The sequence below is a fragment of the Corynebacterium imitans genome (assembly GCF_000739455.1).
Taxonomy (GTDB): Bacteria; Actinomycetota; Actinomycetes; order Mycobacteriales; family Mycobacteriaceae; genus Corynebacterium; species Corynebacterium imitans.
In genome coordinates, this window is record NZ_CP009211.1 from 1,696,924 (window position 1) to 1,708,986 (window position 12,063).

At 67.0% G+C, this 12,063-nt stretch carries 11 protein-coding genes; 3 read left to right on the forward strand and 8 right to left on the reverse strand.

Translation table 11 applies throughout. From position 1 onward, the window contains the following. Positions 1-15: 15 nt before the first annotated feature. The 6 genes from CIMIT_RS07920 to lspA form a co-directional block, all read right to left on the reverse strand. The gene (locus CIMIT_RS07920; RefSeq protein ID WP_038591421.1) at positions 16-1,299 is read right to left on the reverse strand and encodes an ABC transporter permease; all 1,284 of its coding nucleotides are present in this window, start codon (positions 1,297-1,299) and stop codon (positions 16-18) included. Positions 1,300-1,302: 3 nt separating this feature from the next. Further along, positions 1,303-2,022 (reverse strand): ABC transporter ATP-binding protein, encoded by a 720-nt coding sequence (locus CIMIT_RS07925; RefSeq protein ID WP_038594517.1) that lies wholly within the window; start codon positions 2,020-2,022, stop codon positions 1,303-1,305. Between the two features lie 261 nt (positions 2,023-2,283). Beyond that, entirely contained in the window at positions 2,284-4,068 is a 1,785-nt protein-coding gene (locus CIMIT_RS07930; protein ID WP_038591424.1) for an efflux RND transporter periplasmic adaptor subunit, read from the reverse strand. Between the two features lie 131 nt (positions 4,069-4,199). Then, complete coding sequence (locus tag CIMIT_RS07935; protein WP_038591427.1) at positions 4,200-4,748, reverse strand: hypothetical protein; 549 nt, start codon at positions 4,746-4,748, stop codon at positions 4,200-4,202. Position 4,749: 1 nt separating this feature from the next. Continuing rightward, entirely contained in the window at positions 4,750-5,679 is a 930-nt protein-coding gene (locus tag CIMIT_RS07940; protein ID WP_038591430.1) for an RluA family pseudouridine synthase, read from the reverse strand. After that, positions 5,669-6,199 carry a signal peptidase II gene (gene lspA, locus CIMIT_RS07945; protein ID WP_084674308.1) on the reverse strand — a complete coding sequence of 177 codons (531 nt, stop codon included), beginning with the start codon at positions 6,197-6,199 and terminating at the stop codon, positions 5,669-5,671. The genes CIMIT_RS07940 and lspA overlap by 11 nt, the downstream gene beginning before the upstream one ends. A 79-nt stretch (positions 6,200-6,278) precedes the next feature. Between lspA and CIMIT_RS07950 the strand changes: the two genes are divergently transcribed. Both CIMIT_RS07950 and CIMIT_RS07955 read left to right on the forward strand, forming a co-directional pair. After that, positions 6,279-7,274 (forward strand): DUF6263 family protein, encoded by a 996-nt coding sequence (locus tag CIMIT_RS07950; RefSeq protein WP_051904890.1) that lies wholly within the window; start codon positions 6,279-6,281, stop codon positions 7,272-7,274. Positions 7,275-7,292: 18 nt separating this feature from the next. After that, a complete protein-coding gene (locus CIMIT_RS07955) occupies positions 7,293-8,996 on the forward strand; it encodes an ABC-F family ATP-binding cassette domain-containing protein (RefSeq protein ID WP_038591433.1) in 1,704 nt (567 codons plus the stop codon). Between the two features lie 10 nt (positions 8,997-9,006). On the opposite strand, the gene CIMIT_RS07960 is transcribed toward CIMIT_RS07955, so the two are convergent. Further along, positions 9,007-9,621 (reverse strand): WKL family lipoprotein, encoded by a 615-nt coding sequence (locus tag CIMIT_RS07960; RefSeq protein ID WP_038591436.1) that lies wholly within the window; start codon positions 9,619-9,621, stop codon positions 9,007-9,009. 115 nt (positions 9,622-9,736) lie between these two features. On the opposite strand from CIMIT_RS07960, the gene CIMIT_RS07965 reads away from it, so the two are divergent. Next, positions 9,737-10,663 (forward strand): asparaginase, encoded by a 927-nt coding sequence (locus CIMIT_RS07965; RefSeq protein WP_038591450.1) that lies wholly within the window; start codon positions 9,737-9,739, stop codon positions 10,661-10,663. Here CIMIT_RS07965 and CIMIT_RS07970 read toward each other — a convergent pair. Next, positions 10,660-12,048 carry a DNA polymerase IV gene (locus CIMIT_RS07970; protein ID WP_038591452.1) on the reverse strand — a complete coding sequence of 463 codons (1,389 nt, stop codon included), beginning with the start codon at positions 12,046-12,048 and terminating at the stop codon, positions 10,660-10,662. The two genes, CIMIT_RS07965 and CIMIT_RS07970, sit on opposite strands and share 4 nt — an antisense overlap. Positions 12,049-12,063: the final 15 nt, after the last annotated feature.

A 12,063-nucleotide genomic window follows, 5' to 3' on the forward strand; every position in this document is an offset into this window, starting at 1 on the left:
CGCAAACCGGCAAAACTACTCGTAGCGAAGCGCCTCGATGGGCTGCATCTTCGCCGCCTTCGACGCCGGGTAGGCGCCAAAGAACACGCCCGTGGCCAAGGAGAACAGCAGCGAGAAAAGCACCGCGCCTAAGGGCGGCCACACAAAGGCGTCGAAGGCTGCGGTAGCGATCATGCCGATCGCCCCACCCAAAATCACGCCGATGACACCGCCGACGAGGCAGACCAGCATCGCCTCGACGATGAACTGGGTCCGGATGTCGCCGTGGGTAGCGCCAAGCGCCTTGCGCACGCCGATCTCGCGGGTGCGCTCGGTCACCGTGATGAGCATGATGTTCATCACGCCGATGCCGCCGACCAGCAGCGAGATCCCGCCGATGGCGGAGAGCACCGTGGACATGATCCGGAAGACACTGGTCAGCTCCTGCAGGGAGGACGACAGGTCGATGACCTCGGCCTCGTAGTCCTCGTTGCCCTTGTAGAGCCGGTCAAGATAGGACTGCAGGTCCGCCTGAAAGATCTCGGCCTCCTCGTCAGACGCGGAGCGCACGGAGAAGGAGGTAAACCAATCGCCGTTGAGCCCCACGCGGTCGGCTGCGGTCACCGGGATGTAAATGTCCGAGTAGGACTCCATCCCGCCAAACATGCCGCCGCCGGAGTCGTTCTCGGCGTCGCCGTTCATCACGCCGATGATGGTGAACACGGCCGGGCTGCCATCCTGGATCACGTCGATGCGCTGGCCGAGTGCGGAGATGGCGTCGCCGTCAAACATGGCGTCGACAAGCTCGGGGCTCACCACCGCCACGGGGCGCTGCCCGGACATGTCCTTGTCCGAAATGCCGCGCCCGAACTCGATCTCGCCGCCGCGCATGTCGAAGGATTCGGGCAGCACCGGGTAGATGGTCGTGCTGACCATCTCGCCGCCGTTGTCGATCTCGCCCATGCTGGACAGCTCGATATCCACGCCGGTCACGCGCTCGCCGAACGACGCCTTTAAATCGTCGAGGTCCTGCAACGTCACCGCGTCTTGCTCGTTGGAAGGCGGTGCCATAGACAGTGCGGCAAACGGGTCCTCGGAGCCCTCGCCTTCTTCGGCGCGCTCGTGAATGGTCACCGGGTGGGTTGTCGTGCCCACGCCCTGCAGGCCGGACATCACCTGGTTTTCCAGCCCGCGACCGAGCGTCATGATGATCACCACGGCCATGATGCCGATGATGATGCCCAGAAGGGTCAACAGCGAGCGCAGCTTGTTCTTGTTCAGGCTGGAGGTGGCCAGCCTGATGGATTCTGTGAGATTCACGTCCTACTCCTCGCCTCGCAGCCCGGAGGGTACCCGCACGTTGTCGATGCGCCCATCGAGCATCTCCACGATGCGTCCGGTTTCCTCGGCCAGCTCCGGGTTGTGGGTAATAAACACCACGGATTTGCCTAGCTCGTCGTGCAGCTTGTGGAATAAGTCCATCACCAAGCGGCCGGTTTTGGAATCGAGGGCGCCGGTCGGCTCGTCGGCAAGCAAAAGGTCCGGATCATTGGCCAGGCTGCGCGCGATCGCCACGCGTTGCTTCTGGCCACCCGAGAGCTCGTTCGGGTTGTGGTGGAGGCGATCCCCCATCCCCATCATCTCGAGCAGCTCGGCGGCGCGCTCCTCACGCTCGTGCCGTTCCACGCCCGCGTACATCATGGGCATGGCCACGTTTTGCAGCGCGTCGATGCGGCCGATCAGGTTGAAGTTTTGAAAGATGAAGCCGATGTTCTGGCTACGATAGGCGGCCAGCTCCTTATCCTCCTTGGCGTAGACCGGCTCGCCGTTGAAGGCGTAGCCACCCTTAGTGGGCCGGTCCAGCATGCCGATGAGGTTCATCAGCGTCGACTTACCACAGCCCGAAGGACCGACGATGGAGACGAACTCGCCGTGCTCAGCGTAAAAGTCAATGCCGTGCAGCACGGTCAGCTCGCTCGGCTCGCCCTCGTTATAGGTCTTGACGATGCCGCGCATGTCGATGAGCAGCCCAGAGTCAGCCATCGAAGGCTGCTTGTCGACGCCCACCTGCTCACCCCCAGTGACCACCCCAGCCGGGGCATCCGTCACCGGAAGTACCTCGGTATCGGAAGTGTCGACAGGTTCAGCAGGTTGTGCTGGTGTGTCGTCGTCCTCATCACCGAAGAAGAACGGGTCCGTCTCCGGATTGCCGTCGTACTCTTCCTCAGCGGGCTTGGCGGGCTTGGGCTTTTTGGAAAACTTTGAGAACTTCTTCGAAAACGGAGTGCTCAACGGCTCACTCCCCTACTTGTCCTCGCCGCCGTCGGCGGCTTCGGCGTTGTCGTCCTTCTTGGAGTCTTTCTTCTCGCCCTGCTTGTCGTCCTTCTTCGCGCTCTCTGTGTCGGTCTCCTTTGGCTTGCCCTCTTTCGCCTCACGGACTTGCTCCGGGTCGAAGCGCGGGTCCGAGATGCTCACCTTTTCCCCGATCTGTTCGGAGTACTCGTCGGGCCAGTTGATTACGATGTCGCCGGCCTTGAGCTCGCCGCCGGTAATCGCGATGTCGACGTCGTTGCTGGCGCCGGTTTCCACCTTGCGCTCTTCCACCACGCCGGAGGATGCATCATCACCATCGGTGGCCATGACCAGGACCTTCTTGTCACCCTCCTCGCCGTAGACGGCGTCCAGCGGGACGTTGAGTGCGTCCGCGGACTCCTGGGTGATGATCTCCGCGCGCACCGTGCCGCCGAGCAGGAGGCCCTTGGTGTCGCCGGTGACCTCGATCTCAACCGGGAAGGTCACGCTGCCGGACTCGCTATCGGATCCGCCCCCGCCTGCCGACATTCCGCCCGGCATTCCGGCCGGTGCGGCGCTGGACTGGTCGGCGGCGGGCGCGATGCGCTTCACACGCCCCTTGAACTTCTTATCGCCCGTTGCCGTGGAGGTAAATTCCACGCGGTTGCCCTGCTTGATGTTGGGCACGTCCGCTTCGCGGACCTCGGACTTAATGAGCAAGCTCGAGTCGTCGGCGAGGCTGAGCAGCTTGCCCTGCGGGATGTCGCCCTCCTCCACGTCGACGGAGGTAACTACGCCGGCGAGCGGCGAGTACAGGGTCGCCTCCTGCAGCTGGTACTCCAGGGTGCCGTCGGACTCGGAGATGCCGGCGCTTTCCGCCTGCCTACGTGCCGAATCTACCTGACCCTGGAGCTGCTGGCGCTCCTGCTGCGCCTGCGATTGTGCAGCCGCGAGTGCCGCCTTGGCATCCTGGAGGGCGGCGTAGGCCTCGTCCACGCTCATCGGTGCCCCGCCGCCTTCCGCGCCAGCGATCTGTGCGATCTCATCTGGCGACATGCCGCCTTGCCCGCCGCCCGGCGCGGGCGCGGCTCCCGGTGCAGCGGGTGCGCCACCCGGTGCGGCCGGTGCGGGCGCGGAAGGTGCCTTGGGGCCCTGGCCTCCACCGCTGGACGTGCCGTTGGAGCTGTTGCCCGGCAGGTGGGAGGAGAGGTTACCGGCCATCTGGCTAAAGACATCGGCCACGCGGGTGGCCGAGCGTCCGCCCTGGGCGGCAAGCGCAGCGTCGTACGCCGCCTGCGCCTGGTTGACCTGGGCTTGTGCCTGGCGGATCGTCTGGTTCGAGCCGTTCGCTACCGACTGGTCGTGCGCATTGAGCTGCGACTGCGCTTGCTCGAGTGCCTGGGCCGCCTCTGCCTGCGCGTTGGCCTGCTGGCGCTCCTGGGCGGCGAGCTGGCGGTCCAGCTGCTCGGTGTTCATCGAGGCGAGGAACTGATCCTTTTGCACCCTGTCGCCCGGCTGCACGGCGATCTTTTCCACCTCGGACTGTACCGAGGTGGTGATGTTCATGGCCCGGATCGGGGCGATGTGGCCGTTGACGATCACGCTGTCCGAGACGTCCTCGGCGGCGGCGATGGTGTAGTCACCCGGCTGGAGGCCCGAGCCATCCGCCTCGTCCGACCCGCCGAAGCCACACGCGGAAGCGAGCAGCACCACGCTGGTCAGCGCGGCGACGGTGCGCAGCTTCAACGAGCGGCGGCGGGGTGTGGCGTGCGGGGTGGTTGTTCCGAATTCGGACACCAAACATTCTCCTCACAAACGAGCGCGCCACGATGAAGACCCAAAATACGAAGGGCGACGGGCGCGAAGGGCGTGCAACTTCCGAAAACTATACACGCCGACCCCGCCAGATGGCAGTGCCGGACGAGCGTTTACGTCCTCGGTGTGGACACCGCGATCGCGCCCCACACCGCGTCGGCGGGCAGCACCTCGACTGCGGCGATGTCCGGTCCAGCCGCGATGCTTGCGAGTGTGGCCGTATCCGCGGTAATGATCGCGCCGACTACGCGCGCGTCAGCTGGCGCGGTGTGGGCGCGGAGCGCCGCGCGCTGCAGTTCGCGCTCGCACACCTCAGCACGGCTGCTACCGGATACCGGCTCCGGGGTGTCCTTGTGCGGCAGCCCTTGAGGCACGATCGCGTTGACCCGGGGCGCGGCCTCGTAGGCAGCCGCGGCTAGGTCACAGGAAAGCGGTGTGGTGAAACTCACGAGGGCCAGGTGGTCCAGGCCGTCTTCGCCCAGCGCTTCGAGGGAGGCGGCGGCACGCGCTGCGTAATGCTCGGCTGGTTCGTTGTTGAAAGGCCCGAGCGTGTCACCCTGCACCACCGGCGGGACGGGCGGGTGCAGCGCGCCGACGGCGAAGATGCTGGCACCAAGGACGGCCGCGGCCGCGATCGCACCAAACCCTTCTTTCGCGCGCACGCTAGGGCGCTCGCAACATATCGAGGGCGTGCTGCAGGTCCTCCGGGTAGCCGGATTCCACCACCATGTACTCGCCGGTGCGGGGGTGGGCAAAACCGAGCGCCTTGGCGTGGAGCCACTGGCGGATCAGTCCCAGGCGCTTGGCCAGGTTCGGGTCGGAGCCGTACATGGGATCGCCCACGCACGGGTGCCCGGTAGCGGCCATGTGGACGCGGATCTGGTGGGTGCGGCCGGTCTCCAAGTGGACCTCGAGCAGGCTGGCCTGACGGAAGGCCTCGAGCACCTTGTAATGGGTCACGCTCGCGCGGCCGTCGTCAGTCACGGCGAACTTCCACCCGGCGGAGGGGTGGCGGCCAATGGGTGCGTCGATGGTGCCCACGATCGGATCCGGCAGGCCCTGGACCACGGCGTGGTAGGTCTTGTCCACAGTGCGCTCCTTGAACGCACGCTTGAGCACCGAGTAGCCCTGCATACTCGCGGCCACCACCATCACCCCGGAAGTGCCCACGTCCAGGCGCTGCACGATGCCCTTGCGCTCGGGCGGGCCGGCGTCGGGCAGTGTAAAGCCCATGGCCTGCAGGCCGCCGAGCACGGTCGGGCCCTCCCAGCCGAGCGTGGGGTGTGCAGCCACGCCCACCGGTTTGTCCACGGCGATGACGTCGGCGTCGTGGTAGAGCACGTGCATCCCCTCGACCATCTCCGCGACCGGCTCCGGGGCACGCTTCGGCTCGGGCAGGGTTGCCTCGATGATGACGCCGGGGGTGACGCGGTCGGACTTTTGGGGCAACGTGGCGTCGATAAGCACTTGCTCTGCAGCGATCATCTCGACAGCGACGCTGCGCGAAATCCCGAAGAGCTTGGCGAGCGCGGCATCGACGCGCATGCCCGCGAGGCCCTCGGGGACCGGGAGGCGACGGAAATCACCCGGCATTCGACTCCTCCTTCAGAAAGAGGGCGAGCGCGAAGATCACCACGCCGACGGTGATGGAGGCATCGGCCAGGTTGAACACCGCGAAATTGCCCACCGAGATGTAATCCACCACGTGCCCGAACCAGAAGCCCGGGTCGCGCGCGAGTCGGTCGATGAGGTTGCCGAGCGCGCCACCGGCGATCATGGCCAGGCCGATTGCCTCGACGCGGTTGCTCAGGCGCGGGGCGGCGATCAAAGCACCCACAACGAAGACGAGCTGGATGGTGGTAAACAGCCAGGTCGAGTTCTGGCCCATGGAAAAGGCCGCACCCGGGTTGAACAGCAGGTAGAAACGGAACCAATCCCCGATCACCGCGACCGGCTCGCCCGGGGTGAGCCAGCCCAGCATCAGCTGCTTGACCGCCTGGTCAACCGCGGCGATGGCGAGCATGATGACCGCCACGAGCGGCAGGTAGCGCGGCCTGTTGCCCGCGGTCTGCGCCGAGCTCCCTTCACTTGCTTGGCTAGTTGTGTGTTGCATCGCCTGTTCACTGTAGTCGGTTGGCAACAAAGCGGGTATCGCCTCAATCGCCGCGGAGGCCGTGCGGTAGGTTCGAAGTGTGTTTACTCTGCTCGATCGCCCTGCTCACCCCGCCCTCCTGCTGAGCGCTAGCCTGCTCGTTTTCCCGCTTACCGCCTGCGGCGGGGAGGAATTCGACCCGCTGGAAACCATCCCCGCCTTCGCGCTCGACACCCCGGCCGTGGAGGTTGTCGAGACAGGTGAGCGGCCGCAGCTTTTGCAATTCAAGGACGCGGCGGCCGACAAGGCCGAGCCGTGGGAGACCGCCGTGGAGGTCGCCACCGGGCTCGAGCAGGACGTCGTGCCGGCCGAGCAGGCCGATGAGCTGGGGCAAGCCCCGGCGGGCGGCAACGTGGATACGGTAACCCTGCCGCTTACGGTCAACGCTGCGCCCGCGGACGAGCCGGGCGAAGGCGAAACACCTGCCGCGCGCGCAGTCGAGCTGACCGTGGGCACCGCCACCCACTCGGACCTAAGCCGCACCGAGGAGCTCGCCAGCGCGAAGGACTTCCTCCTGCGCTGGCGCGCCGCCGAGAGCGGGGCGATCTCCACGCTCAAGCTCTTAGCACCCGGCGATTCGACGGAAGCAGGCCGCGAGGCCGTGGAGCGCTCGCTGCTCCTGCTCGCCTCCACCAACGTCGTCCTGCCAAAAGACCCGGTGGGGGTTGGCGGGTCCTGGACTGTGCGCAACCGCATCACCGGCGCGTCGAACATGCTGCGCACCAGCACGTATACGGTCACCGCGATCGACGGCGACCGGGTCGAACTCGACGTCAGCGTCGAGGAGCGCCCGACCCAGCAGTCGCTGTCGATCGATAACGAGGTCGCAGGCGAGCTCGACGGTTCCTCGCTGGATGTGGAAACCACCTCCACAACCTCGCAGGGCAGTATTACGCTGGACTTAACGCGCCCGCTGCCGGTGGCCGGCCAGGTCGCCGCCACAACGCGCCTGATCTATTCGGGCACCGAGGGCACAAGCGGCTTCAAGGTGGTCCAGGACGTCACCGAGGCGCTGACCTACGGCGCGGACGCTTAAGTTACACGGAGGTTTCCCATGGTTGCACCGCTGCACATCGGCCTTGACGGCATCTCATTTTCCTACCCGGGCGGCAAGCGCGTGCTCACCGACATCTCGTTTGCCGTCCCCTCCGGCTCGGTCACGGGGCTCATCGGCGAGAACGGCGCGGGCAAATCCACCCTGCTGTCCGTCATCTCCCGCGAGCTTGTCCCCGACACCGGCGAGCTGATCACCCCGCCGGTCACCGGCTTCATCGCGCAGGAGACCTCCCTGCCTTTCACCGAGCCCGCCAGCATGCTTATCGACGCCGCCGTGGCCGAACTCCGCAACGTCGAAGCCGACATCACCCGCCTCGGTGAGGCGATGTCCACCGCGGAAGGCGCGGACAACGCCGCCCTCGCCGCCGACTTCGACCTCGCACTCGCCCGCGCGGAGCAGTCCGGCGTGTGGGAGCTCGATGCGCGCATCGCCACCGTGCTCGCCGGCCTGGGCCTGGCCAACGTGCCCCTGTCCACCCCGCTAGGCGAGATGAGCGGCGGGCAGCGCCGCCGCTTCGCCCTGGCCACCCTCCTGCTGCGCCCCGTCGACGCGATGGTACTCGACGAGCCCACCAACCACCTCGACGACGAGGCAGTCGACTTCCTCGTCGGCGAGCTCGAGGCATTCAAGGGTCCGGTACTGGTGGCCTCGCACAACCGCTACTTCTTGGACACAGTCTGCGACGGCATCGTGGACCTCGATCTCGGCCTGGGTGCCGAGGGCGGCTTCGGCGAGGAAACCCGCCAGGGCGCGCGCTTTTCCGGCGCGTTCTCCGACTACCTGGCAGCCCGCGAGGATCGCCGCCGCCGCTGGGAGAGCGACTACGCCGCCCAGGAGCACGAGCGCGCCCGCCTGGAAAAGGCCGCCGAGCAGGACGAAGAGGACATCTTCCACTCCCACGAGAACAAGACCGAGACGCGCAAGGCTGCGAAATTCTACTCCGATAAGGCGGCGAAAACGGTGGGCAACCGACGCCGCTCCGCTCGGCTGCGCCTCGAGGCACTCGAGCGCGAAGCCATCCCGGCCCCGCCCGCGCGCCTGGCGTTTCGGGGTGTGCCAGAGCACACGGCCACCTCAATTGGCGTGCCCGCAATCGTGACCAAAGGCCTAGCGGTACCGGAGCGGCTCGCCCCGCTCGACCTGAAGGTGCAGCCGGGCGAGCAGCTGCTCATCGAGGGCCCGAACGGGTCTGGCAAGTCCACCCTGTTAAAGATCCTCGACGGCACACTCACCGACTTCGAAGGCGAATGCCTCATCCCCGAGGAATACACGGTCGCCCGCTTAGAGCAGGACGACAACTGGCAAGACCTCAGCGTCACCGCAGCGGAGGCCTTCGCGGCGCGCACCGGCGAGACCGGCCCCACCCTCGTGGAGATGGGGTTGATGACGCAGGCGCAGTCGGAGAAGAAACTCGAGGACCTCTCGCTCGGCCAGCGCCGCCGCGTCTCACTCGGCATCATCCTGTCCTCGCCGCCGGACCTTTTGCTTCTCGACGAGCCCACCAACCACCTCTCACTCGCACTCGCCGAAGAACTCGAGCACGCGCTGCTCGACTTCGCAGGCACCGTCGTGATCACCAGCCACGACAGGTGGGTGCGCCGCCAGTGGCGCGAGCGCATCCGCCAGAAAGACGGACGCGCCAGGATCCTCACCCTGTCCACGATGTGGACCGGGGAGGTCTGGCGCGACGAGACGGACTAGCGCTTGGTTTTTACAGCGCCGGGGCCTCCTGGTACTCGCCCTCCGGGGCCGGTGCCTCCGCAGGCGCTTCCGCCGGCGCTTCCGCCGGCGCTTCTTCGCCTGCCGGAGCCGGTGCCTTACACATCTGTGGCAGCTGCTCCGGCGGCAGAGTGTTGCTGACCAGGGTGCAAGCCCACTCCTGAGACAGCTTCCACTGGCCGTCCTCGAAGACGAATTCCACGTCCTCCGCCTGTTGGGAGGACTGCTGCTCCGGCTGGGTGAAGTTCACCGTAGCCAGCACGGTGTTCGGCCCATAGCCGGGCAGAATCGGGTCCACGACCTGGAAGTTCGCGCCGGACTCCTGCTGGGACTGCGCCATGACGTCGAAAAGCTCGGGCACTGTCTCCCCGCCCTGCACCGTGTTAGTGCGCTCCCCGATCGGCAGGTTGGAATCGGTGGCGCGCGCGAGCACCGCGTTGAGCTCGTCTGCGGTGGGCAGCTCCGCGACCGGTGCGGCCTGCTGCGCCGAAGTCTGCTCGCTCGAGCTGGCAGGATCGTTGTTGGCGGCATCATCGTTGGAGCAGGCGGCCAACCCCAGGCTCAGGCCTACGGCGGCAACGGCGGCGACGAGTTTGTGTGCGTTCACTGGTTCTCCTTGCAGCAGCTCATGCGCCATACCTTCTGGTATGGGCTCTTCTTGCACCCAAGCGTACCGCCCGAGTAGCCCCACACCAACTACACCATCTGGCACGCTAGTTGCTATGGATCCCAACAAACCTTGTGTCCTCGTGATCGCCACCGGCGGCACGATCGCCTCCACCGCTGACGCAAGCGGCGCCCGTGTACCGACGCTCGACTGCACTGCACTTGTCGCCCGCGCAGAGGTGAGCACGCCCGTGCGCACGCACGATGCAGTCAGTCTCGATTCTTCCGCCATGTCGCTCGCCGACGTCGACATGCTTCGCGGGCTCGTGCGCACCTCGTTTGCTGACGCCTCCGTCACCGGCATCGTGATCACCCACGGCACCGACTCCATGGCCGATACCGCGCTCGCCCTAGACCTCGTCCACGACGACCCCCGCCCCGTCGTGCTTACCGGCGCACAGCGCCCCGCCGACGCCGCCGCCCCCGACGGGCCAGCCAACCTGCGCGGCGCGATCGAGGTGGCCGCTTCCCCGCAGCAGCGCGACCGCGGCGTACTTGTACACTTCGGCGGCGACACCCTGCCTGCCCGCGGCCTGTACAAGGCCGACACAGAGGAACTCCGCGCCTTCGCGCTGACCGCCCCGCACCCGCTGCCCCGCCCCGCTGCTGTTGACGTCGCGCCCCTGCGGGACTTGCGCATCCCCGTCCTTGCCGCCTGGCCCGGCGCAGACGCGGAACTTGCCGACGCGCTGGTTGCGCAGCACCCCGACGGCATCGTGGTGGCGGGCCTTGGCTCCGGCAACGTCTCCACAGCGATGGGACAGGCGCTCGCCCGCGCGCTCGAGCTCGGCATCGAGGTAGTCATGTCGACCTCTGTCGCGCACGGCGCAGTCTCGCTGGCCTACGGCGGCGCCGGAGGCGGGGCCACGCTGGCAGACCTCGGCGCGCGCTCCGCGGGTTTCCTACGCCCGGGGCAGGCACGCATGGCACTGGCTACTGCGCTCGCCTCTGGTGCAGACCCGGCGCGACTTTTGGGTTCCTAGTCTCCGCGCCCGTCGAGCCAGTCGCCCCAATCCAGCGAGTCGAGCGGATCCGCGGGTACGAGATCCGGGTCATCCTCGCGCAGGCTCTTGATCCGGCCGGGCCCGGTCGCGCGCGTTTCAAAACGCACCGTCACCCAACCCTTGCCCGCGCCCTGGACCCAGCCGTGGCCGAACTCCGGGTGGTAGACATCCTGGGTGGCCTGCCACTTGCCTTTAACCGGCCCCTGCTCGGTCGCGACCTCGATCTCGGTGTCTGCGTCGTGGTCGCTCACGCCTGTCTCGTAGTCCGTGTTCGCAGGCACCGGCTTGACGATCGCCTGGTCGAGCTCCGGGAACAGCACATCCTGCAGGCTGTCTTCCAGCCCGGAGTAAGACACGCCCACGAGCCGGACGGGGCCGACCTCGTCCGGGTAGCGCACCAGCTTGAAGGCGGTGGCGAGTAGCGTGTCGGCATCGTCGGTGGCGTAAGGCAAGGTCGCCGAGCGCGACTCAATGCGAAAATCCGCCATGCGGAGCTTCACCGTCACCGTGCGCGCGCCGCGCCCGGCACGGGTCAGCCGCCGGTGCGAGTCGGCGGCCGCCCGCTTCAACGCGGCGTCTACCTCCGGCTCGGTGGTGAGGTCTTGCGGATACGTGTGCTCGGAGGATATCTGCTTGGCCTCCGCGCGCGGGGCGACGGGCCGTTCATCGATACCGCGGGCCAGTTCCCACAGCTGCCTGCCCACGACTCCCCCAAGCGAGATGTCAACTTCCTTCTCGCTGAGCGCGGCGAAGTCCCCAATCGTGGTGATCCCGGCTGCGGCGAGCTTCGCCTCGGTCACCGGGCCCACACCCCACAGCTCGTTGACGGGTAGGGGGTGCAGGATGTCGAGCTGCTCCGCGTGCGGGATGACAAACACACCGTCGGGTTTCGCCAGGCCGGAGCCGATCTTGGCGTACTGCTTGCCGCTGCCCGCACCAATTGAGCTCGGCAGCCCGGTCTCCGCTTTGATCTCCGCGCGCAGCTCGTTGGCCCATTCGCGGACGAGGTCTGGCGTGGCGTCGACAAGCGCGGCGGGCTCCATGAACGCCTCATCGATAGATAGCTGCTCCACCACATCCACGTGACGGGCGATGACCTCGAACACGCGGTGCGACGCCGCCTTGTACACGGCGCGGCGCGGGGCAACGAGCACCGCCTGCGGACCCACCAGGCGCGCGGCGCGGTGCGTGGGCATGGCGGAGCGCACCCCGAACTTGCGGGCCTCGTAGCTTGCGCCGGCGACCACCCCGCGCCCGCTGACCCCGGCGACCAGCACCGGGCGGCCCTTGAGCGTGGGGCGGGTGAGCTGCTCGCAGGACGCGTAGAAGGCGTCCATGTCGATGTGCAGCACCCAGCGTGTCATGTGCTCAAGGTACCA